The sequence below is a fragment of the Lysobacter helvus genome, assembly GCF_018406645.1.
In the GTDB taxonomy this organism is placed as follows: Bacteria; Pseudomonadota; Gammaproteobacteria; order Xanthomonadales; family Xanthomonadaceae; genus Noviluteimonas; species Noviluteimonas caseinilytica.
In genome coordinates this window covers 1,799,832-1,823,463 of sequence record NZ_AP024546.1, presented here as the reverse complement: position 1 = coordinate 1,823,463, position 23,632 = coordinate 1,799,832, and the positions used below count along the sequence as shown (strand labels likewise).

Below are 23,632 nucleotides of genomic sequence, written 5' to 3'. Positions count from 1 at the left end.
TCGGTGGCACTGCGTCCCAAAAACAGACAGCCCCGCCAAAGCGGGGCTGCCGTGAAGACCCGGGCGTGACCCCGTCCGCAGCTTGTGCGCGGGACGGGGCGGCCTTCGCCGGGATGGGGCCGCCTTACTTGCCGGCGATGACCTTGACCATTTCGAGGCACTTGTTCGAGTAGCCCCACTCGTTGTCGTACCAGCTGACCACCTTGATGAAGGTGGGGTCGAGCGCGATGCCGGCGTCGGCGTCGAAGATCGAGGTGCGCGCATCGCCGCGGAAATCGGTGGCGACCACCTTGTCCTCGGTGTAGCCCAGCACGCCCTTCAACGCGCCCTGCGCCTGCGCCTTCATTTCCGCGCAGATCTCCGCGTACGTGGCCGGCTTCTCGAGTTCGACGGTGAGGTCGACCACCGAGACGTCCGAGGTGGGCACGCGGAACGACATGCCGGTGAGCTTCTTGTTCAATTCCGGGATCACCACGCCGACGGCCTTCGCCGCGCCCGTGCTGGACGGGATGATGTTCTCGAGGATGCCGCGGCCGCCGCGCCAGTCCTTGTTGGACGGACCGTCGACGGTCTTCTGCGTGGCGGTGGCCGCATGCACGGTGGTCATCAGGCCGCGCTTGATGCCCCACTTGTCGTGCAGGACCTTGGCGATCGGCGCCAGGCAGTTGGTGGTGCACGAGGCGTTGGAAACGATGGCCTCGCCCTTGTACGACGCGTGGTTGACGCCGTAGACGAACATCGGCGTGTCGTCCTTCGACGGCGCCGACAGCAGCACCTTCTTCGCGCCCGCATCCAGGTGCTTCTGCGCGGTGGCCTTGTCGAGGAACAGGCCGGTGGACTCGATGACGATGTCCGCGCCCACCTCGTTCCACTTCAGGTTGGCCGGATCGCGTTCCTGGGTCAGGCGGATCGTCTTGCCGTTGACCACCAGCGCGCCGTCGACGACGGCGACGTCGCCGTCGAAGCGGCCGTGCACGGAGTCGTAGCGGAGCATGTAGGCGAGGTAGTCGGGTTCCAGCAGATCGTTGATCGCCACGATCTCGATGCTGTCGCCGAAATTCTGCACGGCGGCGCGCAGCACGTTGCGGCCGATGCGGCCGAAGCCGTTGATGCCAACCTTGATCGCCATGGGGACTCCTGAGGGAACGAAAGCCCGGTATTTTAGCGGCACGCCCACCCCCAGACGACCGCGATGCCGACGATGCCCCGCCTGTTCGCCCTTTCCGCCGCCCTCGCCGCCCTGCTCGCGGCCCCCGCGGCCCAGGCCTGGAGCGCCCTGGGGCACCGGATGGTCGGTGCGCTGGCCGAGCGGCACCTCAACCCGGAGGCCGAAGCGCAGGTGAAACTGCTGCTGGCCGGCGAACCCGACCCCACCCTTGCCGGCGTGGCCACCTGGGCCGACGACCTGCGCAACACGGACGCCGACCGCTTCAAGGCCACCTCGCGCCAGCACTACGTGAACACCACCGACGGCACCTGCCACGTCGTGATGGAACGCGACTGTCCGGACGGCCAGTGCGTGATCGGCGCCATCGACACCCAGCGCGCGATCCTCGCCGACCGCACCCGGCCGATCGCCGCCCGCCGCGATGCGCTGAAGTTCCTGGTCCATTACGTCGGCGACGCGCACCAGCCGATGCACGCCAACAACCATCCCGACAAGGGCGGCAACGACTACCAGATCAGCCTGCGCACGAAGCTGGAACCCGAGGCCTACGCGAAGAAGAACTACGTGGACGGCGTGATGGGCACCAACCTGCATTCGGTCTGGGACTACTACATCCTCGGCGAGGTGGGCGTCGACAAGCCGGGCCATCCGGGCCTCGGGTTGAAGGGCTACACCGACAAGCTCGATGCCTTCCCGTGGCCGCCGGAATCCGGCGCGGTCAGCGATCCCAAGGCCTGGGCCGGCGAGTCCTGCCGCCTCGTCGATGCGCGTTCGCTGTATCCGGAAGGCCACGTGCTCGATCGCACGTACCTCGATGCCATGCGTCCGCTCGCCGAACAGCGCGTCCGCCAGGCCGCGTGGCGGCTGGCGAAGCTGCTCGACGACACGCTGGGCAGCCCCGCGCCCCAACCCTGAGGATTCGCCATGCGACCCGACGTCACCGGCTTCCACGATCCCGCCACGGGCACCTGGAGCTACGTCGTCGTGGACCCTGCGACGCGCGAGGCCGCGATCCTCGATCCCGTGCTGGATTTCGACAGCAAGTCGGCGCGCACCACGCACGCGTCGGCGCAACGGTTGGTGGATCACGTCCGCGCCAACGCCCTGCAGGTGCGCTGGCTGCTGGAAACGCACGCGCACGCCGACCACCTGAGCGCGGCGCAATGGTTGCGCGCCATCTTCCCGGAGGCGCGCGTCGCGATGGGCAGCGGGATCCGGCAGACACAACGCAGCTTCGCGCCGGTGTTCGAATTCGGCGCGGACGTGCCGACCGATGGCTCGCAGTTCGACCAGTTGTTCGAGGCCGGCGACCACGTCGCGATCGGGCGCATCGAAGCCGAAGTCATCGCGGCACCGGGGCACACCGCCGATTGCGTCGCGTACCTCGTCGGCGATGCGCTGTTCTGCGGCGACACCTTGTTCATGCCCGACGCCGGCACCGCGCGAACGGATTTCCCGAACGCCGATGCGGCGACGCTGTACCGCACCATCCAGCGCTTCTACGAATTGCCCGACGCAACCCGCGTGTTCGTCTGCCACGACTACGGCCCCGATGGCCGCGCGATCGCGGGCGAAACCACCATCGGCGCGCAGAAGCGCGAGAACATCCACCTGCGCGCGGACACGACGGAAGCCGACTTCGTCGCGATGCGCCAGGCGCGCGACGCCACGTTGCCGATGCCGGCATTGATCCTGCCGTCGCTGCAGGTCAACCTCCGCGCCGGACACCTGCCGCCGCCGTCGGCGAACGGCACGCGCTACCTGCGCATTCCCCTCGACCGGATCTGATCCATGCGACTTGCTTGCCTGTGCCTTGCGTTGACGACCAGCGGTGTCGCCTTCGCGGCCGATTCCACGAACGTGCCCCTCGATGCAACCACGCTCGCGACGCTGCCGCGCAAGCCCGTCGAAGCGCAGGTGCATGACGTCGCGCTGCATTGCGAAGGCGTCGCGTTGCGCGACGTGTTGCGCAAGGCGGGCGCGATGTCGGCCGAGCCGTCGCGTGGGAAGGACCTGTCACGCGTGGTGACGGTGCGCGCGCGCGACGGTTATCGCGTCGTGTTCTCCCTCGCCGAACTCGATGCCACGCTGGGCGATCGCGCGGTGTTCGTCGTCGATCGCTGCGGCGGGAAGCCGCTCGACGCCAAGGACGGGCCGCTGCGATTGCTCGTGCCCGCCGACAAGCGTCCGGCACGCGCCGTGCGCCAGGTCGAGACGATCACCGTCGGAGCTGCATCGTGACGCGGCGTTTCTTGCTCGCCTGCACGTTGTTGATCGCGAGCGGGCTCGCGTTCGCCGCCACCCCGCCGGCGAAGCCGACACCGCTCACCGTCTTCGCCGCCGCCAGCCTCAAGGAATCGCTCGACGAAGCCGCGACCGCCTACGAACACCGCACGCACGTGCCGGTGCGCGTGTCGTACGCCGCGAGCTCCGCGCTTGCGCGACAGATCGAACAGGGCGCGCCCGCCGATGTGTTCCTGTCCGCCGACCTCGACTGGATGGATGTGCTACAGGCGAAGAAGCTGATCGACGCCGGCACGCGCCGCAACCTGCTCGGCAACACGCTCGTGCTCGTCGCGCCACGCGACAGCAAGACCGCGCCGATCGCGTTGCGCCCCGGCCTGGACCTGCGGCCCGCGCTCGGCGAAGGCCGCCTCGCGGTCGCGCTCACCGCCAGCGTCCCCGCCGGCAAGTACGCGAAGCAATCCCTGGTGAAACTCGGCGCATGGCCGGGCGTCGCGAGCCGCACCGCCGAAGCCGAGAACGTGCGCGCCGCCCTGGTGCTGGTCGCGCGCGGCGAAGCCCCACTCGGCATCGTGTACGGCAGCGACGCGCTGGCCGAATCGGGCGTGCGCGTGCTCGGCACCTTCCCCGCCGATTCGCATGCGCCCATCGTGTATCCGGTCGCGCGCATCGCGGCGAGCACGCATGCGAACGGAGGCGATTTCGTCCGCTGGCTGCAGTCGCGCGAAGCGCGCGCGATCTTCGCCCGCCACGGTTTCGCGCCGCTCTGAGCGTGGAAGCCCTCTCGCCCGCCGAACGCGACGCCATCGCGCTGAGCCTGAAGGTCGCACTCACGGCCGTCGCGTGCAGCCTGCCGTTCGGCATCGCGTTCGGCTGGTTGCTCGCGCGCAAGCGCTTCCCCGGCAAGTTGCTGCTCGACACCTTGCTCGTGTTGCCGCTGGTGATGCCGCCGGTGGTCACCGGTTTCGTGTTGCTGGTGTGGTTCGGTGCGCGGGGGCCGATCGGGACCTTCCTGCGCGAGACCTTCGGCATCGTGTTCGCGTTCCGCTGGACGGGCGCGGCACTGGCGAGCGCGATCATGGGATTCCCGCTGATGGTGCGCGCGATCCGCCTGGCGATCGAAGCGGTGGACCTGCGCCTCGAACAGGCCGCCGCCACCCTCGGCGCGCCGCCGTGGCGCGTGTTCGCCACCGTGACGCTGCCGCTCGCGTGGCCCGGCATCGTCGCGGGCGCCGTGCTCGCGTTCGCGAAGGCGCTCGGCGAATTCGGCGCCACGATCACCTTCGTGTCCAACATCCCCGGCGAAACGCAAACGTTGTCGTCGGCGATCTACACGCTCATGCAAGTACCCGGTGGCGAAGCGGGCCTGTGGCGGCTGGCCGCGGTGGCGATCGCGATTTCGTTCGTCGCGGTGTTCGTGTCCGAGTGGCTGGTGCAACGCCAGCGGCGCAGGGAGCCGGCATGAAGCAGCCGGTCTTCTCGATCGACGTCGACCTGGTCCGCGGCACGTTCTGGAACACCGTGCGCGTGGAGAGCACGCACCGCGTGATCGCGCTCGTCGGCGCGTCGGGCACCGGCAAGACATCGGTACTGCACGCGATCGCCGGCCTCGTTCGTCCCACGCGCGGCCGCATCGTGATCGGCGGGCGCTGCCTGTTCGATTCCGCCATCGGCATCGACGAACCCGCGCACCTGCGCCGCATCGGCTACGTCTTCCAGGACGGCCGCCTGTTCCCGCACCTGGACGTGCGCGCGAACCTGCTCTACGGCGCACCGCGTCGCGCGTCGGGCGATGCGCGCTTCTCGCTCGAAGGCATCGTCGACCTGCTGGGCATCGCGCCGCTGCTGGCACGCCGCATCGACGGCCTGTCCGGCGGCGAACTGCAACGCGTCGCGATCGGCCGTGCGTTGCTGTCCGCGCCCGAATTGCTGCTGCTCGACGAACCGCTGTCGATGCTGGACCGCAAGCGCAAGGACGAACTGCTGCCGTGGCTGCAACGACTGCGCGACGAGGTCGCGCTGCCGATGGTCTACGTCAGTCATTCCCCGGAAGAAACCGCGCGGTTGGCCGACGCGGTGTACCGGGTGGATTGAACGTCAGCGCAGGCTCTTCGCCACCCGCACCACGTTCTCGACCGTGAACCCGAAGTGCGGGAACAGCGCTTCCGCCGGTGCGCTCGCACCGAAACGATCGATGCCGACCACCGCGCCGTCCAGGCCGACGTACTTGCGCCAGAAGTCGGTGACGCCGGCTTCGATGGCGACGCGGCGACGGCAGGCATCCGGCAGCACGGCGTCGCGATACGCGGCGTCCTGGCGGTCGAACACGTCGGTCGAAGGCATCGACACCACGCGCACGCCATCGCCGAGTTGCGCGGCGGCATCCATCGCCAGGCCCACTTCCGAACCCGTCGCGATGAGGATCAGCTGCGGCGCGCCCACGCTGTCGCGCAGGATGTAGCCACCGCGGCGGATGTCGGCGACCTGCTGCGGCGTGCGTTGCTGGTGCGCGAGGTTCTGGCGCGTGAACACCAGGCAGCTCGGGCCGTCGTGCTGTTCGATCGCGGCGCGCCAGCACACGGCCGATTCCACCGCGTCGCACGGGCGCCACACGTCGTTGCCGGGGATGTAGCGCAGCGTGGCGAGGTGCTCGATGGGCTGGTGCGTCGGGCCGTCTTCGCCCAGGCCGATCGAATCGTGCGTGTACACGTGGATCGCATGCGCGCCCATCAGCGCGCTCATGCGCACGGCGTTGCGCGCGTAGTCGCTGAAGACCAGGAACGTCGCGTCGTACGGGATGAAGCACTCGTGCAGGCCCATGCCGTTGCTGATCGCGGTCATCGCGAATTCGCGCACGCCGTAGTACACGTAGTTGGCGTCGGCGTCCGTGCTGGTGACCGACTTGCTGCCCTTCCACAACGTCAGGTTGGAATGCGCCAGGTCCGCCGAGCCGCCGATCAGTTCCGGCAGCAGCGGGCCGTAGGCTTCCAGCGCCATCTGCGAGGCCTTGCGCGAGGCGACGACCGGGCCTTCGGCCTGCAGCTTCGCGATGTACGCGTCGGCGGCGTCGTTCCAGTTTTCAGGCAACTGGTTGCGCGCGCGGCGCACGAGTTCGTCGGCGAGGTCCGGATAGCGCTTGGCATAGCCGTCGAACATCCGGTTCCACTGTTCTTCGCGCACGATGCCGGCGTTGCCCGCGCGCCAGCCGTCGCGGATCTCCTGCGGGATTTCGAACGGGCCGCTCGTCCAGCCCAGCTTTTCGCGCGTGAGGGCGATTTCGTCCTTGCCCAGCGGCGCGCCGTGCGACGACTCCTTGCCGGCCTTGTTCGGCGAACCGAACCCGATGGTGGTACGCGCGCAGATCAGCGTGGGCTTGTCCTGCGAGGCGAGCGCGCCTTCGATCGCCTGCTTGATCGCATCGGCGTCATGGCCGTCGACGCCGCGGATCACGTTCCAGCCATAGGCTTCGAAGCGCGCCGGCGTGTCGTCGGTGAACCAGCCGCGCACGTTGCCGTCGATCGAGATGTGGTTGTCGTCCCAGATGGCGATCAGCTTGTTCAGGCCCCACGTGCCGGCCAGCGACGCGGCTTCGTGCGAGATGCCTTCCATCAGGCAGCCATCGCCCATGAACACCCAGGTGTGGTGGTCGACGACTTCGAATTCCGGGCGGTTGAAGCGCTGCGCGAGCAGGCGCTCGGCGAGCGCCATGCCGACGGAATTCGCGAAGCCCTGGCCGAGCGGGCCGGTCGTGGTTTCGACGCCCGGCGTCATGAAGTTTTCCGGATGGCCCGGCGTCTTCGATTCGAGCTGGCGGAACTGCTTGAGGTCGTCGATCGTCAGGTCGTAGCCCGACAGGTGCAGCAGCGCGTAGTGCAGCATCGAGCCGTGGCCGTTGCTGAGCACGAAGCGGTCGCGGTTGAACCACGAGGGATTGTTGGGGTTGTGCCGGAGGAAGTCGTTCCACAGGACTTCGGCGATGTCGGCCATGCCCATCGGCATGCCCGGGTGGCCGGACTTCGCGGCCTCGACCGCATCGATGGCGAGGAATCGGATGGCGTTGGCGAGGTCGCGGCGGCTGGGCGTCGTCATGGGGGCGTCGAGGGGGGCGGCGGGCAAGGCGCGCATTCTCCCACGCCGGCGCCCGCCCGCGCCCCGATCAAGCGACCGTTGGCGCAGGCTCCGCGTCCGGCTCGCCCGCCGCCACCAGCGTGGCCAGCGTCAGGTCGCCCGTGACGTTGAGCGTGGTGCGGCACATGTCGAGGAAATGGTTGACGCCCAGGATCATGCCGATGCCGACCGGGTTCACGCCCACCATCGCGCAGATCAGCGCCACCACCGGCAGCGAGCCCGACGGCACGCCCGCGGTGCCGATGCCGCCGAGGATGCAGACCACCATCACCATCGCCTGCTGGCCAAGGCTGAGGTCCACGCCGAAGAACTGCGCGAGGAACAGCACGGTCACGCCCTCGAACAAGGCCGTGCCGTTCTGGTTGGCCGTGGCGCCCACCGTGAGCACGAAGCGCGACACGCGGCGCGGCAGGCCGAGGTTCTCTTCGGCCACGCGCAGCGCGGTCGGCAACGTCGCGTTGCTCGAGGCGGTGGAGAACGCCATCACCATCGCTTCCTGGCTGCCGCGGAAGAACTGCAGCGGCGACTTGCCCGCCAGCTTCAGCGCGATCGAATAGTTGACGAACAGGTGCAACGCGAGCGCCAGCACGACGACGCCGACGTACGCCCCGAGCTTCAGCAGCAGGTCCCAGCCGAAGATCGAGGTGAGGTTGAACATGAAGCAGAACACCGCGTACGGCGCCAGGCGGATCACGATGCCGATCAGGGTCATCGAGATCTCGAGGAGGCCTTCGATGCCGCGCTTGAGCACGTCGGTGTTGGGCGACGGGCTGAGCACCAGGCCCACGCCGAACATCACCGCGAAGAACATCAGTGCGAGGATCGAGCTGTTGTCGGACGCCGCGCCGATCACGTTGTCCGGCACGATCGACAGCAGCATGTCGATGCCCTTGGGCTGCGTGCCGACGCTGGCGACGATTTCCTGCGCACGGCCCGCGTTCTCCGCGAGCAGTTGCTGCGCCAGCGCCGGGTCCACGCCCGCGCCCGGCTGCAGCCAGTTGACCAGCACCAGGCCCAGCAAAACCGCCACCGCCGACAGCACGACCGTGTAGGCGAGCGTCTTCCAGCCGATGCGGCCCAGCGCGCGGATGTCGCCCATCTCCGCGATGCCGACCACCAGCGCCGAGAACAGCAGCGGGACGATCAGCATGAAGATCAGGTTGAGGAAGATCTTCGAGAACGGCGTGGTGACGTACTGCGTGAACGCCTGCACCCAGCCCGCTTCCATCAGCCCCGTGGCGTGCACGGCCAGCCCCGCGAGGATGCCGGCGGCGAAGCCGATCGCCATCTTCCAGTGGAACGGCATGCCCGTGCGGGCGGAAGGCGTGTTGGTCATCGCGTCGGATCCGGTGCCCGCGGACCGCCCGCGGAATCGCTCGCGACTTTAGCAGGCCGCGGTGCGCGTCAGGCGGGCGGGTACAGCGGCGGCAGCGGGTCTGCGCGCGGTGCGGGGGCATCGGTGCGCCAGCGCAGGCCGCGTGCGAAGGCCGCGCGCACGGCGTCGCGCGCGGCGCGCGGGTCGCCGCCGGCCCAGCGTGCGCGCTGCAACTGTTCGACTGCGTTGCGCTGCGCGGGATCGGCGAGGCGATCGCGCAACGCATCGAGGTCGTGCACGGGGGGCGTGGCGCTGGCGCGCAATGCATCGGCGATGGTGCCGAGGTCGCCGTCGGCGAGCGCGCGGCGCAGGTCGGGATGCGGTGCGGGCGATGGCGACGGGCCTTCCGTCGGCGCCGCGACGACGACGGGCCGGCGATGCAATCCCCACATCAGCGTGACGAACCACAACACCGCAAATAGCGCCGCCAGCGCGGCCCACGGCAGGATGCGGCCCTGGATGCCGGGGATGCGGATGCGGCCGTCTTCGCCGGCTTGCGTCGTGGTGGCGGTCGTGGCCGTCGCGTCGACAGCGGCGGGGGTGCCCGCGGCCCCCGGCGCGACATCGAGCGCGATCGGCGGCAACGTCGCGGTGCGCGGGACCGCACCGCGCACGTCCCACCATTCGATGCGTGGCGCGGCGATGCTCAGCGCACCGGCGCGCGCGGGCACGATCGAGAACTTGCGCGTGAGCGTGGTGCGCGGGCGCCCGTCTTCGAAGGTTTCGTCCGACTGCAACGGATCGGGGAATACCTGCGCGGCGCCGCCGGCATCGAGCACGAGTTCCGGCAACTGCGAGGCGACCGCACCGTCGGCGACCGCTTCCACCGTCACCGTCGTCGCTTCGCCCGCGCGCACGCGGCCGGGCATCGTCGAATAGCGCAGGCGCAGGTCGTTGAGCGGCAACCACGGTTGCGGTGCGTTGGCGGGGATCGGACGGATGTCGAGCGTGCGCGCCGGCGAATCGGCGGCGAGCGGACGCCGGCCATCGCCGAACAGATCGTCGAAGAAGCCACCGACGCCCTGCCCGCGGAAGCGCGCACCCGGCAGCAGCACCCGGCCGCTGTGTTCGCCGATCAAAAGGTAGCGACGCTCGACGACGTTGTAGCGGCGGCCCGCCATTTCCTGCGAGTACTGCAGGTCCTGGCCGACCTTGCGCAGCGTGGCGCCCTGCGGTTCGGGTTGGTCGAGCTGGCCGGAGACCAGCGGCACCGCGTAGAACAGACGCAGTTTCAAACCGACGGCCTGCTGCACGTACGGATGCGCGTCATCCAGTTGCGCATCGATGAACGCGACGTCACCCGCGCGCGCGGGCACGCTGCTGGCCGGCGTGACGGTGAGCGTGAGCGGCGGCGACATTCGGTTGCCGCCGACGCGCAGCGCGGGGATCGTGATCACGCCGTCGCGGCGCGGTTGCAGCACCACCGAGTACTGCGTGTGGATCGTGGTGGCGCCGTTGACGATCGAGACGCTGCGCTGGCTGCTGCGTTGCGACAGTTCGAAGTCGCGCTGCAGCGGCGCGTAATCGGGCGCGACGTCGAGCGCGGGCGCGGCGATGTTGAGCGTCGTGGTTTCGCCCGAGGCGATGCGATCGCGATCGAGCCACGCGCGCACCTGCGCCTGCGCGTTCATGCACAGCAAGGCGAGGAGCGCGAAGGCCACCCAACGACGCGTTGTCATTCGCCCCCCTGCTGTCGGCGTTCGTATTCGATCTGGAACTTGGCGCGCAGCAGGCCGCCCGGATCATCCGGCACGCGGCGCAGCCAGGCTTCGTTGGCGAGGCGGCGTTCGCGTTCGGCGGCGGTCTCGGGGCGCGCAGCCTGCGGCGTCTTCGACGGATCCTGCTGGCCGGGCTGCTTGCCCTGCAGCGCGCGTTGCATGCGTTCGCGTTGCGCGGCGTCGGCGGCGCGCTGGGCTTCGGGATCCGCGTTCTTCGGCGGCGGCGCAGGCTTCGACTGGCCCTGCGACTGCGATTCCGACGACGCAGGCTTCTGCTGCGGCTGCGATTGCGGCGTGCCCTGCCCTTGCGCCTTGCCGGGCTCGGGCGCCTCCGAATCGGTCTTGCCCGATCCCTTCTGCTTCTGGTCGCCCTGCTGGCCTTGCGACCGCGGATCTTCGTGCTTGCTCTTGCCGGACGGCGGCTTGCGTTGCTTCGCTTTCAGCACGGCGTTCCTGTTGGCGATCGCATCCGCCATGCCGGGGTGTTCGCGCAATGCAGCGTTGTAGGCGTCGATGGCTTCGTCGTAGCGGCCCTGCTTTGCCAGTGCGTTGCCGAGGTTGTAGTGCGCATCGGCGCCCGGGAGGCCGTCGTACACATGCTCCGCCGCGGTGAAATCGCCCTTGCGATAAGACTGTTCGCCGGCGTCCATGCGTTCTGCAGCCACCTGGTCCGCGCGTCGCCACAGCGAACCCTGCACCGCATCGCGCGCCTGTGCATGCACGAACCCCGGCGGCAGGCACAACACGACGAGGACGGCCGCAACGCCGGCGCCACGCCGGAATGCGAACAACGCGATCGCCATCAACGGCAACAACAACCAGTACCCCGCGTCTTCCCACGCCTTGCCCGCGCGGCCCTGCGTCGCGATCGCATCTTCGGCGCGCGGTTGCAGCACGTTGAGGGCGCGCAGATCCGAATCGTCGACGGCGATCGGCGCGTAGTTGCCGTCGCCCGCCGCGGCAAGCGCCTGCAGCGAACGCGAATCCAGCGCGACGCGTTCGAGCTCGCCGTCGCGCGTGCGCACGTCGCTGCCGGTTTTCGAACCGATGCCGAGCACCGAGACGCGCAGGCCCTTGCCTGCGGCTTCGCGGGCGGCTTCGTTCGCGTCGGTGTCGCCGTGGTCGGTGAGCACCAGGATGTCGCCGCGATCGAAGCCGGCCTGCTGCAGCAGGCGCGCGCCCTGCCGGATCGCGTGGCCGGGGCGATGGCCGTCGATCGGCATCACGCTGGGCTCGAGCGAATCGAGGAACAACGCGACGTTCGCCGCATCGTCGGTGAGCGGCGCAACGGTGTACGCGTCGTCGGCGAACGCGACGAGCCCGACCTGGCCGCCGTTGCGTTCGCGCAGCAACGTCGCGACTTTCGCGCGCGCCTGCAGCAAGCGCGACGGCGGAAGATCGGTGGCGGCGCTCGCGCTGGACAGGTCCATCGCGATCACCAGCGGCGTGCGGCTCTGCCACGACGGTTGCGGCACCTGGCGCCACGCGGGGCCGGCGAGCGCGAGGATCGCGAGCGCGTACGCGAGCAGCACGAAGACGATGGCGCTGCGGGCGCGCACGCCGCCCGCGGGTTCGAGCAGGTGCGGCAGCAGGTGCGGATCGACGACACCGCGCCATGCGTTCTCGCGACGACGACGCAGCCGCCAGAGCCACGCGATCAGCGGCAAGGCGAGCAGCGCCCACAACCACGCGGGACGCACGAAGTGGAGCAGCGCGAGCGAGAAGTCGTTCATACGCGCCGTCCGATGCGCCCGAACGGGAGCGCTGCGAGCACCGCGCACAACAGCGCGACACCGAGCGGCCAGGGATAGCGTTCGAGCCGCGGGCGCACGGCCTGGCCGGGACGTTTGACGGGTTCGAGGCGATCGATCTCGGCGTAGATGCCGGCGAGCGATTCGGTGTCGCGCGCGCGGAACGCACGGCCGCCGGTCGTATCGGCGATGCGCTTGAGGCCGGCCTCGTCGATCTCGTCGTCGCCGCCGGCGACCGGCAAGCGCAAGCCGAAGAACGACATGCCGCCGTCGCCGCCGAAGGCGACGGTGTGCACGCGCACGTGCGCATCGCGCGCGAGTTCGGCGGCCTTGTCGGGATCGAGCACGCCGGCGGTGTTCACGCCGTCGGTCAACAACACGACCACGCGTTGCGAGGCGGGCTGCGATTGCAGGCGCTTCACCGCGAGTGCGAGCGCATCGCCGAGTGCAGTCTCGCGACCGGCGAGGCCCACGACGCTGTCGTCGAGCTGCTGGCGCACCGTCGACAGGTCCAGCGTGAGCGGCGTGAGCGCGTACGCGCGTTGCCCGAACACGAGCAGGCCGACGCGATCGCCTGCGCGCCGGTCGAGGAAATCCGCGAGCACGGCTTTCGCCGCGGTGAGGCGATCGACGGGTTGTCCGCCGAGGTCCATGTCTTCCTGGCTCATGCTGCCGGACAGGTCGACGGCGAGCATCAGGTCGCGCCCGGCTTGCGGCGGCGCGACGGGCGGACCAAGTTCCTGCGGTCGCGCAGCGGCGACGCACAACGCAGCCCAGGCGATCCACGCGAGCAGGCCGGCGCCGCGACCGCGCAAGGCATGGCCACCCCCGGCGGCGGCCACGGCGTCGAGCCGTGCACCGAAGGGGACGCGCAATGCGGCCCCGATCGAACGGCGGCGCGGCAACACCCAGCGCGCAAGCAACGGCAACGGCAACGCGAGCAGCACCAGCGGCCACGCGAACGTGGACAGCGTGTCCAGCAGACCCGCAGGCAGCAGCGCGCTCATCGCATCCACTCGAGGTAGCGCTGGCGCGCGCGGCGTTGCAGCGCGTCGACGGCGGTGGCGTCGACGTCGCGGCGGAACGGGCCTTCGAGCAACAGCGCACCGACGTCGCCTTCGAACAGGCGTTGCTTCGCACCGGCATCCAGGTGCGCGCGCCAGCGTTCGCCTTCGTAGCGATCGGCGTCGGGATCGCGCAGGCGGGCAGCGCGACGCAACAGTTCGGAGATCGCCGCGACGCGGGCCACGGGCGTTGGTGCGTCGGCGAGCGTCGTGTCGAACACGCGCGCGAACGCACGGCGCCGCGCCCGCTTGCGCCACCACATCGCAAACACGATCGCGAACGTGGCCACGACCAGCGCGAGCAAGAGCCACCAGCCCGGCGCGAGCGGCCACCACGGCGTCGCGGCGGCGGCGTGCACGTCGCGCAGGACCAGGTCGGGCGTCGCGGCCATCGGCATCTCAGGCCACGCTGGCCTGCGGCCGGCCCCATGCGCCGAGCCAGGCATCGCTCGGCGCATCGGTGGACACGATCTGCACGCGCACGCCGCGCGCGGGCAAGGCCTGCAATGCGGCGTCGAGCGGCGCGACGAATTCCGTCCGCCAGCGCTGGCGTTGCGCGGGGCTGGCGAGGTCGAGCTCGACGCGATGCGCGGCTTCGCCGGCGGCGAAGAACGGCAGCGCGGCCTTCGGCGGATCGCGCTCGAGCGGATCCACCAGCAACAACACGGTGGTGTCGTGGTGCAGCGCGAACGCGGGCCAGCGATGCGCGGGAATCGCGGCGATGCTGGCGGGATCGGCGAGCACGACGAGACGGGAACCGGGGCGCAGCAATCGTGCCGCGTGGTCGAGCGCGACGCCGAGGCCCGCGTCGTCGGCGGGCGGCGCGGCGTACCAGCGCACGAGCGCATCGAGCACGCGCAATGCGCCACGCGGACCGGCGGCGGGCGGGATCGGCGCTTCGCGCGTGCTGCCGCGCAAGGCGGCGATGCGGTCGCCGTCGCGCAGGGCGGCCCACGTGGCGATCGCGCCGGCGCGCGCGGCCTGCACCGACTTGAAGCGCACGCGCGTGCCGAAATACATCGACGGCGCGGTGTCGGCGACGAGCAGCGTCAGGCGTTCGCGTTCGGCCTGGAACAACTTGGTGTGCGGGCGTCCGCTGCGCGCGGTGAGGCGCCAGTCGATGTGGCGCGCGTCGTCGCCGATCGCGTACTCGCGCGATTCGGCGTATTCCATGCCACGGCCGCGCAACGGCGACAGCGCCTGGCCGGACACACCGTGGCGTCCGCGCCGCGCAGCGCGACGGCCCAACGCAAGCGCTCGCAGGCCGACCAGTTCCTGCAGGGTCGGCGCGAGGCCTTCGCGCGGTTGCCGATCCTCGGCCATGTCAGAACGCGCGCAGCATCACGGCAGGGGGACCTTGTCGAGCAGCGCGTGCACGAGGCGATCGCCGTCCCAGCCTTCGGCGGTGGCTTCGTAGCTCGGCAGCACGCGATGGCGCAGCACGTCGGGGGCGATCGCGCGCACGTCTTCCGGCGTGACGAAATCGCGGCCCGCCAACCACGCACGGGCGCGTGCACAACGTTCGAGGGCGATCGACCCGCGCGGGCTCGCGCCCCACGCGATGCGGCGCGCGAGGGCGGGGTCGTAACGCCCGGCGTCGCGCGAGGCGAGGACGAGTTCGATGATGTAGCGCTCCACCGGCGGCGCCAGGTGCAGGTCGAGGACGGCGGCGCGCGCGGCGAACACGTCGTCGATCGGCATGCGGTCGATCGCGTCGCTGACCGGTTGCAGCACGGTGCGCGCGCGTTCGCGGGCCAGGCGCAGGATTTCGGTTTCCGCCGCGACGGCCGGATAGCCGATGCGCAGGTACATCAGGAAGCGGTCGAGCTGCGCTTCGGGCAACGGGAAGGTGCCTTCCTGTTCGATCGGGTTCTGCGTGGCCATCACCAGGAACAGCGGCGGCAGCGGATACGTCTGGCGACCGACGGTGACCTGCCGCTCGCCCATCGCTTCGAGCAGCGCGGACTGGACCTTCGCGGGCGCGCGGTTGATTTCGTCGGCCAGCAGCAGCGGATGGAAGATCGGGCCGGGCTGGAATTCGAAGCGGCCGTCCTGCGGCCGCCACACTTCGGTGCCGGTGAGGTCGGCCGGCAACAGGTCCGGCGTGAACTGCACGCGGGCGAAGGCCGCATCCAGGCGCGCGGCGAGCGCGCGGATGGCGGACGTCTTGGCCAGGCCGGGCGCGCCTTCGACAAGGAGGTGGCCGTCGGCGAGCAATGCGATGAGCAGGCGTTCGATCAGTTCGGCCTGGCCGACGATCTCCGCGGACAACTGGTCGCGCAACGTGCCGAAGGCGACGTGCAGGCGGGACGGCGGGTCGGTGCGAGCGTCCATCGACGAATTCGCCTCAGGGGGGAGGGCGCAGTTTGACTGGTTGCCGATGCGATGGTTCACCGACGAAGGTCATGGTTTCGTCGCGTTAAGGCCCGGAACGACAACGGGGCCTTTCGGCCCCGTTGGGATTGCGTGAAGCGGATGCGCTGGGATCAGCCGGGATTGCGCTGCGCCACCGACATCACCTTGGGCGTCACGAAGATCAGCAGCTCGGCCTTTTCCTTCGAGCGGCCCTTCTTCTTGAACAGGTTGCCGATGACGGGCAGGTCGGCGAGCCACGGCACCTTGGTGACGTCGGCGCGGTCGCGGAACTCGTACACGCCGCCGATCACCACGGTCTGGCCGTTGTCGATCAGGACCGCCGTGTTGATTTCGCGCTTGTTGATCTGCGGGACGTCGCCGATGCCGGAGGACACGAAGCCTTCGATCTCGTCCTTCTTGACGGCCATGTTGAGGAACACGCGGCCATCGTTGGTGATCGTCGGGGTGACCTTCAGCTCGAGCAGCACGTCCTTGAACTGGACGTTCGGGATGGCGGCGGCACCGGCGCCCTGCTGCGCGGAGACGGTGACGTAGCCGACTTCCTGGCCCTGGCGGATCACCGCTTCCTTCTGGTTGCTGGTGACGATGCGCGGGTTGGAGATCACTTCGCCGCGGCCTTCGGTCTGCAGCGCCGAGAGTTCGACGTCCAGCACGTAGCCCGCGTTGATGATCGACAGCGCCAGCGCACCGGCGGCGTTGACCGCGGGCAGGTTGACGTTGAGCGCCTTGGTCAGCGTGCCGACCTGCAGCGGGTTCGGCGGCGGCGTGGAGCTGTTGGCCTGCGCGGCCTTGGCGTACGAGTTGGCGGTCTCGGTGTTGGCCGCGACGTTGCCGTTGTAGAACACGTTGTCGGTGTTGCCGGCGATGCCGAACTTCGCACCCAGTTCGCGGGCGAAGGATTCGGTGGCGATCACGATGCGCGCTTCGATCAGCACCTGGTCGACCGGCTTGTCCAGCAGGCCCACGAGGCGACGCACTTCGGTGACCTTGGCCGGGATGTCGATGACCAGCAGCGTGTTGGTGCGACGGTCGAAGCTGATGCTGCCGCGGCCGGACAGGAAGCCGCGCGTGGCACCGGCGGCGCCACCGCCACCCGAGCCGCTCTTGCTCTCGTCGGTCAGCAGCTTGGCGATTTCCTCGGCGTTGCCGTAGTTGATCGGGATGTACTCCGTGACCATCTCGGCGCGGTTCTCGATCGCGATGCGGGCGTCTTCCTTGGCCTGCTCGTAGTCCGCGATTTCCTTCTGCGGCGCGACCCACACGACGTTGCCGTCGCGGCGCTTGTCCAGGCCCTTGGCGCGCAACACGATGTCGAGCGCCTGGTCCCACGGCACGTTGATCAGGCGCAGCGTCACGTTGCCCGACACGGTGTCGGAGGCGACGATGTTGAGGTTGGACTCTTCGGCGATCAGCTGCAGCACCGTGCGCACCGGCACGTCCTGGAAGTTGAACGTCACCGGGCGGCCACCGTAGGCGCGCACCGGCGTGCCGTTGGTGTTGGCCGCGCCCATCGCGGGGCCTGCGCCCGGCGCGGCGGCGACCTTGGCGGCCTTCGGCACGATCTCGACCACGTACTCGTTGCCCGTCTGGTAGGCGCGCGACTCGTAGTTGCCGTTGGTGCTGACCACCAGCTTGGTGCCGGCGCCGTTGGCGCGCGGTTCGATGCGCTCGACCGGCGTGGCGAAGTCGCCCACGTCGATGGACTTCTGCAGCGCGGCCGGCAGCTTGGCGTTACCGACATCGATGATCACGCGCGACCCTTCGGTGCGCATGTCGGGTACCGCGCCACCACCGGTGAAGCGCAGCGCGAGGCGACCGGAGCCGCCGTCGCCACGCTTGAAGTCGATGTTGGACACGCTGATCGCGCCCGGCAGGACCTTGGATGGATCCAGGCTGGAGGCCGGTGCGTTGGCGGGCGCGGCAGCCGCTGCCTGCGCCATCAGGACGCGTCCGGACTGCGCGGCGTCCACGGCGCCGAACGCCGTGAGCAGCCCGATGGCGAGCCCGATGGCGCTCGCCCTCAGGAACGGGCGCCGAGCAGGCCGCATGGGTTTGGCGTTGAGAACGGTCATCGTCTATCCCCTTATTGATCTTGTAGCGCGACCGAAGCGGGTCGCTCCAGCCAGCCGCCAGCGCCGTCCGGTACCAACTCCACCAGTTCGATGCGGTCTTCGTAAACGGCGGTCACCCGACCGTCGCTCTGCCCCATGTAAACGCCCGGGTGCACCCGGTAAGTCACCTTGTCCGGTGCCATGACCAACGCAGTCAGCCCGGGTCCCCGGCCGATCGTGCCAACCATGTCCATGCTGTCGAGCGGGAACTGCTCCAGCGTCTGCTTCGGACGGTTCGGGTCCGGACGCGGGCCGCTGCCACCGCTGACATCGGTGAAGGCTTCACTGAAAGGATCGCGCAGGGCCTGCGCGGCGTATTCGAAGGTCTCGAACTGCTGCATCACGGGCAGCGGGTCGAGCGGCGGCGCGGGACGCGCCTTCACTTCGGCGGCCCAGCTTTCCAGGTTGCCCGGGGGCGGACCGCTGGTCACGCTGCGGCCGCAACCGGCGAGCAGCAGGGCCATGGCGAGGGCGGCGGGCAGGCGTGCTTGTGCAAGGCGGGCCATCTCACTTCCCTCCCTGCGGCGCGGCGGCCGGCGTGGTCGTCGCATTCGCGGCGGTCTCGTCTTCGTCGAGGTAGCGGTAGGTCTTCACCGTGCCTGCGAGCTGCAGGACGCTGTTGGGACCGATCTTGCTGCCGGGCGTCGGGTTGCGCGGGGTGAGCGAGATGTCGTGCATGGTCATGATGACCACGCGCGGCAGCGAGGCCACGCCGCTGACGAACGCGCCGAACTGGTGGTAGGTGCCGACCATGCGCAGCGAGATGGGCTTCTCGGCGTAGAACTCCTTCGGGGCTTCGGGGCCCGGCTGGAAGAGTTCGTTGGAGATGCCGGTCGCGAGCGCGGTCTGCGAGATGTCGATGATCAGGTCCGGCATCTCGGTCTTGGAAGGCAGCTGGCGCAGCATCTGCTGCAACTGCTGTTCCATCTGCGTGAGCTGGAGCTTGAGCGGTTCGAGGTTGGCGGCGCGCCCCTGCTTGTTTTCGAACTCGGCGCGGAGGTCGGCTTCCTGGCGTTCCAGGCCGGCCAGCTCGTTGCGCTGGTCGGACACGAAGAAGTACCAGGCCAGGCCGACGATCACGAGGCCGATCAGGGCGCAGAACGCGATCTTGTACTGCTGCGGCCAGGCGGACGTGTTGTTGAGGCTGAGGTCCTTCAGCGCCATCGTTTTCTGGCTCACTGGGCGCCTCCGGTGGTCGGCTTTGCAGCGGTTGCGGCGGGCGCGGCCGGCGCGGCGGCGGCGGTGGCGGCCGGTGCGGGCGCGGCGGTGGCGAACGAAGCCGGGGCGGTCACGTCGACGGGCGTGGCGACCGGGGCGGTGGCCACCGTGTCGGGGATGCCGTCGCCGTTGGTGTCCTTCGGCGCGTTCGGGTTGGCCAGCTTGACCTGCAGGTTGAACTCGTACGGCAGGCCCTTGTTGTCGCCGCGCGCTTCGATGACCGACAGCTCGGGGTTGGTCATCCAGCCGGAGCCTTCGAGGTTGCGCATGTAGGTACTGACGCGCGCGTTGGACTGCGAGCGGCCCGACAGCGTGAGCACGTCGCCTTCCTGCTTGATTGCCGAGAGCGTGACGCCGTCGGGGATCGTGCGCACCAGCGAATCGAACAGATGCACCATCTGCGAGCGGTTGGCCTGCAGCTGCTCGATGACTTCCTTGCGCGCCAGCAGCTTCGCTTTCTTCTTGTCGAGTTCCTCGATCTCCTTGATCTTGGAATCGACCTGCGTGATCTGGTCCTTGACGAACGCGTTGCGCTCGTTCTGGCCGTCGATCTGGCGGTTGTAGAACATCACGATCCCGAAGGAGATCAGCGCCGCGGCGACCGCGGACGCGCCCAGCATCGCCAGGAATTCCTTCTGCCGGAGCCGGCGGCGTTCCGCGCGCCAGGGGAGGAGGTTGATCCGTGCCATCAGTCGAAGCTCCTCAGGGCGAGGCCGCAGGCGATCATCAGCGCGGGGGCGTCCTGCGCGAGGGCGTGTGCCTGCACGCGCGGGCCGAGCGTCATTTGCGCGAGCGGGTTGGCCACCACGGTCGGCACGCCGAGCTGTTCTTCCACCATCGCGGCGATGCCGGGGATGGAGGCGCAACCGCCGGCGAGGACGATCTGGTCGACACGGTTGAATTCGCTGCCCGCGTAGAAGAACTGCAACAGTCGGCTGACCTGCTGGACCATCGCTTCCTTGAAGGGCTCGAGCACTTCGATCTCGTAGCTTTCCGGCAGCCCGCCCTGGCGCTTGGCCAGGCCGGCTTCCTCGTAGCTCAGGCCGTAGCGGCGCATCACTTCGTCGGTGAGCTGCTTGCCGCCGAACACCTGTTCGCGGCTGTAGAGGCTGCGACCGTTGCGGAGGATGTTGAGCGTGGTCATCGTGGCGCCGGTGTCGACCATCGCGATGATCCCGTCGCGCGGCGCGGACAGGCCGTCGGCGAGCAGCGAGAACGCGTTCTCGATGGCGAAGGCTTCCACGTCCATCACCCGGGCCGAGAGGCCGCCGAGTTCCAGCGCGGACACGCGGGCATCGACGTTCTCGGTGCGCGAGGCCGCGAGCAGCACCTGCACCATTTCGACGTTGCCCGGCATGGCGCCCAGCACCTCGAAGTCGAGGTTCACTTCCTCGATCGGGTACGGGATGTAATTGACCGCTTCGAGTTCGACCTGGGATTCCAGTTCGTCCTCGTCCAGGTCGGCGGGCATCGGGATGATCTTGGTGATCACCGCCGACCCGGCGACGGCCGCGGCCGCATGGCGCGCGCGGGCGCCGGACCGTGCCACGGCACGCTTGATCGCTTCGCCCACCGCCTCGACTTCGACGATGTTCTTCTCGACGACGGCGTTCGGCGGCAGCGGCTCGACCGCGTAGTGCTCTACGCGATAGCGGTTCCCGGCACGGGAGAGCTGCAGCAACTTGACCGCAGTCGAACTGATGTCGACGCCGATCAAGGGCGGCTGACTATTTGTGATCAGACCCACGTTTTCTCCCCTATTGACGGGCGCTTACGCGCACATCGTGCCCCAGAGCATTAAATAACGGACTTTAAACGTTCTGGCAACCACCCCTTCCCCGGGTGGCGGTCACAAGTCGAGACATTCCCCCTTCCAACGTCGCCGGGCGTCGATTCCGGACGGTGTTCCCCAGTCGCTCGGGACGTCGGCGTGCTACCTCTATACTCCCGGGCCACGACACCCGCAATCGGATTGGTTTGATGTCACGTTTTCGTCGTTGGCTGCGCTGGACGCTCGTCGCGTTCCTGGGCGCGGTGGTCCTGGGCGTCCTGGGTCTGACCCTCCTGTATTTCCTGATCGCTCCCAAGCTGCCCGACGTGGACGCCCTGCGCCATGTCGAACTGCAGGAGCCCATGTACGTGTACGCGCGGGACGGGCGGCTCATGGCCCTGTTCGGCGAGACGCGCCGCTACCCGATCGACATCGAGCGCGTGCCGCCGAAGTTGAAGCAGTCCTTCATCGCGATCGAGGACGCGCGCTTCTACGAACACCACGGCGTGGACTACAAGGGCGTCGCCCGCGCGGTGTGGCTGCTCGCCACCACCAACGACAAGCGCGTGCCCGGCGGATCGACGATCACGCAGCAGGTGGCGCGCCAGTTCTTCCTGAGCTCCGAGTACAGCTACACGCGCAAGCTCGCGGAAATGATGCTGGCGATGCGCATGGAGAACGAGCTGACGAAGGACGAGATCTTCGAGCTCTATCTCAACAAGAGTTTCTTCGGCAACCGCGCCTACGGCGTGGCCGCGGCCTCGGAGTTCTATTACGGCAAGTCGCTCGACCAGCTCTCGCTGGACGAAATGGCCACGCTCGCGTCGATCCCGAAGTTCCCCTCCAGCGGCAACCCGATCACCAACCCCGAGCGCGCGAAGCTGCGTCGCGACTACGTGCTGCAGCGCATGCGCGAGCTGGGCTTCATCGGCGTGGCCGAGGAACGCGCCGCGGTGTCCGTGCCGATGCACGCCACGCCGCACGAGCGCCCGGTCGAGGTCTATGCGCCGTACGTGGCCGAGATGGTGCGCCAGGCGATGGTGGCGAAGTTCGGCGGCGACGTGCTGACCAAGGGCTACCACGTCACCACCACGATCGACCCCACCCTGCAGGTGGCGGCCGACCAGGCGATCCGCGATGGCCTGGCCACCTACGACCACCGCCATGGCTGGCGCGGCGCCGAAAAGCAGGTCGACCTCGGCACCGAGTCCTCGCCCGACGCCCTGCGCGCGCACCTGCGCGGCATGTCGGTCCAGGGCGACCTGTGGCCGGCGCTCGTGACCGGTACCGGCGCGGGCACCGCGACCGTGTTGCTCGGCGACGGCACGTCGCTCGAACTGGGCGCCTCCGCCAGCACGTGGACCGGCAAGAGCCCGTCCGCATTGGTGAAGCGCGGCGACATCGTGCGCGTGCGCCGCATCGTGCCGAAGCCCGCGCTCGACAAGGACGGCAAGCCCGTCGCGTTGGCCGCCGCCGATGCGAAGCCCAAGTTCGAACTCGACCAGCTGCCGCGCGCGCAGTCCACGCTGATCTCGCTCGATGCCGACACCGGTGCGCTGCGCGCGCTCGTCGGCGGTTTCAGCTTCGCGTCCAACAAGTTCAACCGCGCCACGCAGTCGCGTCGCCAGCCGGGGTCGAGCTTCAAGCCGTTCCTCTATGCAGCGGCGTTCGAGCGCGGATTCAATCCGGCGTCGATCGTCCTCGACGCACCGGTGGTGTTCAAGGATCGCGTCGGCCACACGTGGCGCCCGCAGAACGACACCGGCGACTTCAAGGGCCCGATGCGCCTGCGCGAAGCGCTGGTGCAGTCGCGCAACCTGGTGTCGGTGCGCCTGCTCGATGCGATCGGCGTGGATTACGCGCGGAAGTACATCAGCCACTTCGGCTTCCCGATCGACCAGCTGGTCCCCAACCTGTCGATGTCGCTCGGCGCCTCGTCGCTCAAGCCGATCGACGTCGCGCGCGGCTACGCGGTGTTCGCCAACGGCGGCTACCTCGTCAATCCGTGGTTCGTCGATGAAGTGAAGGACCGCAACGGCACGGTGATCTTCAAGGAGAAGCCGCCGATCGCCTGCCGCGGGTGCGGCCAGCGCGCGGGGCAGGAAACCGCGTCGAGCGTCGTCGATGGCTTCGACCTCGGCAACGCGCCCGCGCCGGTCGCCAAGCCCGCCGGCGACAAGGCGCAGGCCAAGCCGACGGCCCCGCCGCCGGACGCCGTCCTCGCGCCCCGCGCGATCGACGAGCGCGTGGCCTACCAGCTCGTCTCGATGATGCGCGACGTCGTGCAGCGCGGCACCGGCACGGCCGCCAAGGTGCTCGGCCGCGAAGACGTCGGCGGCAAGACCGGCTCCACCAACGACCACCGCGATGCGTGGTTCTCCGGCTTCGGCGGCAACATGGTGACCACCGTGTGGGTGGGCCGCGACAAGTTCGAGTCGCTGGGCTATCGCGAATACGGCGGCAAGGCCGCGTTGCCGATCTGGATCGACTACATGCGCGTCGCGCTGAAGGATCGTCCGATCATGGCCAACGATCCGCCCGACGGCATGGTCAAGGTCTCCGTCGGCGCCGGCGGCCAGCTGCTGCCGGAAGGCAACGGCGGCATCGTCGAGTGGGTGAAGAACGAAGACCTCGAGAAGATGGAGAACTACGTGGACTACGGTCCCGAGGACACGGCGCCGAGCGAAGAGGCGTTCGACATCTTCTGA

General features: G+C 69.2%; 21 protein-coding genes. 7 read left to right on the top strand and 14 right to left on the bottom strand.

What is annotated here, in order from left to right; genetic code table 11:
* Window positions 1-124 precede the first annotated feature (124 nt).
* Window positions 125-1,129, bottom strand: coding sequence for a type I glyceraldehyde-3-phosphate dehydrogenase (gap, locus tag LYSHEL_RS08890; RefSeq protein WP_213433598.1), 1,005 nt, complete (start codon window positions 1,127-1,129; stop codon window positions 125-127).
* 63 nt (window positions 1,130-1,192) lie between these two features.
* On the opposite strand from gap, the gene LYSHEL_RS08885 reads away from it, so the two are divergent.
* From LYSHEL_RS08885 to LYSHEL_RS08860, 6 genes are read left to right on the top strand one after another with little or no spacing between them, the layout of a single operon-like run.
* Window positions 1,193-2,083: a S1/P1 nuclease gene (locus LYSHEL_RS08885; RefSeq protein ID WP_213433596.1), complete on the top strand. Its 891-nt coding sequence runs from the start codon at window positions 1,193-1,195 to the stop codon at window positions 2,081-2,083.
* Between the two features lie 9 nt (window positions 2,084-2,092).
* Window positions 2,093-2,956, top strand: a complete 864-nt coding sequence (locus tag LYSHEL_RS08880; RefSeq protein ID WP_213433594.1) for an MBL fold metallo-hydrolase — start codon at window positions 2,093-2,095, stop codon at window positions 2,954-2,956.
* A 3-nt stretch (window positions 2,957-2,959) separates the two neighbouring features.
* Window positions 2,960-3,409 (top strand): molybdopterin-binding protein, encoded by a 450-nt coding sequence (locus LYSHEL_RS08875; protein ID WP_213433592.1) that lies wholly within the window; start codon window positions 2,960-2,962, stop codon window positions 3,407-3,409.
* A gap of 11 nt (window positions 3,410-3,420) precedes the next feature.
* The gene (gene modA / locus LYSHEL_RS08870; RefSeq protein WP_213437732.1) at window positions 3,421-4,182 is read left to right on the top strand and encodes a molybdate ABC transporter substrate-binding protein; all 762 of its coding nucleotides are present in this window, start codon (window positions 3,421-3,423) and stop codon (window positions 4,180-4,182) included.
* Window positions 4,183-4,184: 2 nt separating this feature from the next.
* Window positions 4,185-4,877 (top strand): molybdate ABC transporter permease subunit, encoded by a 693-nt coding sequence (modB, locus tag LYSHEL_RS08865; protein WP_213433590.1) that lies wholly within the window; start codon window positions 4,185-4,187, stop codon window positions 4,875-4,877.
* The gene (locus LYSHEL_RS08860) at window positions 4,874-5,506 is read left to right on the top strand and encodes an ATP-binding cassette domain-containing protein (RefSeq protein WP_213433588.1); all 633 of its coding nucleotides are present in this window, start codon (window positions 4,874-4,876) and stop codon (window positions 5,504-5,506) included. The genes modB and LYSHEL_RS08860 overlap by 4 nt, the downstream gene beginning before the upstream one ends.
* A gap of 3 nt (window positions 5,507-5,509) precedes the next feature.
* On the opposite strand, the gene tkt is transcribed toward LYSHEL_RS08860, so the two are convergent.
* The 13 genes from tkt to LYSHEL_RS08795 all read right to left on the bottom strand — a co-directional run bounded on the left by tkt (window position 5,510) and on the right by LYSHEL_RS08795 (window position 20,900).
* Window positions 5,510-7,501: a transketolase gene (gene tkt / locus LYSHEL_RS08855; protein ID WP_213437730.1), complete on the bottom strand. Its 1,992-nt coding sequence runs from the start codon at window positions 7,499-7,501 to the stop codon at window positions 5,510-5,512.
* Window positions 7,502-7,568: 67 nt separating this feature from the next.
* The gene (locus tag LYSHEL_RS08850; protein ID WP_213433581.1) at window positions 7,569-8,876 is read right to left on the bottom strand and encodes a dicarboxylate/amino acid:cation symporter; all 1,308 of its coding nucleotides are present in this window, start codon (window positions 8,874-8,876) and stop codon (window positions 7,569-7,571) included.
* A gap of 68 nt (window positions 8,877-8,944) precedes the next feature.
* Complete coding sequence (locus tag LYSHEL_RS08845; RefSeq protein WP_213433579.1) at window positions 8,945-10,594, bottom strand: BatD family protein; 1,650 nt, start codon at window positions 10,592-10,594, stop codon at window positions 8,945-8,947.
* Complete coding sequence (locus tag LYSHEL_RS08840; RefSeq protein WP_213433577.1) at window positions 10,591-12,366, bottom strand: VWA domain-containing protein; 1,776 nt, start codon at window positions 12,364-12,366, stop codon at window positions 10,591-10,593. The genes LYSHEL_RS08845 and LYSHEL_RS08840 overlap by 4 nt, the downstream gene beginning before the upstream one ends.
* Window positions 12,363-13,391 carry a vWA domain-containing protein gene (locus LYSHEL_RS08835; RefSeq protein WP_213433574.1) on the bottom strand — a complete coding sequence of 343 codons (1,029 nt, stop codon included), beginning with the start codon at window positions 13,389-13,391 and terminating at the stop codon, window positions 12,363-12,365. The genes LYSHEL_RS08840 and LYSHEL_RS08835 overlap by 4 nt, the downstream gene beginning before the upstream one ends.
* On the bottom strand, window positions 13,388-13,840 hold the full coding sequence (locus tag LYSHEL_RS08830; protein ID WP_213433573.1) for a DUF4381 domain-containing protein: 453 nt from the start codon (window positions 13,838-13,840) through the stop codon (window positions 13,388-13,390). The genes LYSHEL_RS08835 and LYSHEL_RS08830 overlap by 4 nt, the downstream gene beginning before the upstream one ends.
* A 7-nt stretch (window positions 13,841-13,847) precedes the next feature.
* The gene (locus tag LYSHEL_RS08825; RefSeq protein WP_213433572.1) at window positions 13,848-14,771 is read right to left on the bottom strand and encodes a DUF58 domain-containing protein; all 924 of its coding nucleotides are present in this window, start codon (window positions 14,769-14,771) and stop codon (window positions 13,848-13,850) included.
* 18 nt (window positions 14,772-14,789) lie between these two features.
* Window positions 14,790-15,782 (bottom strand): AAA family ATPase, encoded by a 993-nt coding sequence (locus LYSHEL_RS08820; protein WP_213433570.1) that lies wholly within the window; start codon window positions 15,780-15,782, stop codon window positions 14,790-14,792.
* A gap of 152 nt (window positions 15,783-15,934) precedes the next feature.
* A complete protein-coding gene (locus tag LYSHEL_RS08815; protein WP_213433568.1) occupies window positions 15,935-17,896 on the bottom strand; it encodes a type IV pilus secretin PilQ in 1,962 nt (653 codons plus the stop codon).
* Between the two features lie 11 nt (window positions 17,897-17,907).
* Window positions 17,908-18,441 carry a pilus assembly protein PilP gene (locus LYSHEL_RS08810; RefSeq protein ID WP_213433566.1) on the bottom strand — a complete coding sequence of 178 codons (534 nt, stop codon included), beginning with the start codon at window positions 18,439-18,441 and terminating at the stop codon, window positions 17,908-17,910.
* A 1-nt stretch (window position 18,442) separates the two neighbouring features.
* Window positions 18,443-19,114, bottom strand: coding sequence for a type IV pilus inner membrane component PilO (locus LYSHEL_RS08805; protein ID WP_213433564.1), 672 nt, complete (start codon window positions 19,112-19,114; stop codon window positions 18,443-18,445).
* Complete coding sequence (locus tag LYSHEL_RS08800; RefSeq protein WP_213433562.1) at window positions 19,111-19,842, bottom strand: PilN domain-containing protein; 732 nt, start codon at window positions 19,840-19,842, stop codon at window positions 19,111-19,113. The genes LYSHEL_RS08805 and LYSHEL_RS08800 overlap by 4 nt, the downstream gene beginning before the upstream one ends.
* The gene (locus tag LYSHEL_RS08795; protein WP_213433560.1) at window positions 19,842-20,900 is read right to left on the bottom strand and encodes a pilus assembly protein PilM; all 1,059 of its coding nucleotides are present in this window, start codon (window positions 20,898-20,900) and stop codon (window positions 19,842-19,844) included. Before LYSHEL_RS08795 ends, LYSHEL_RS08800 begins: the two co-directional genes overlap by 1 nt.
* A gap of 233 nt (window positions 20,901-21,133) precedes the next feature.
* Here LYSHEL_RS08795 and LYSHEL_RS08790 point away from each other — a divergent pair, with 233 nt between their 5' ends.
* On the top strand, window positions 21,134-23,632 hold the full coding sequence (locus LYSHEL_RS08790) for a penicillin-binding protein 1A (protein ID WP_213433558.1): 2,499 nt from the start codon (window positions 21,134-21,136) through the stop codon (window positions 23,630-23,632).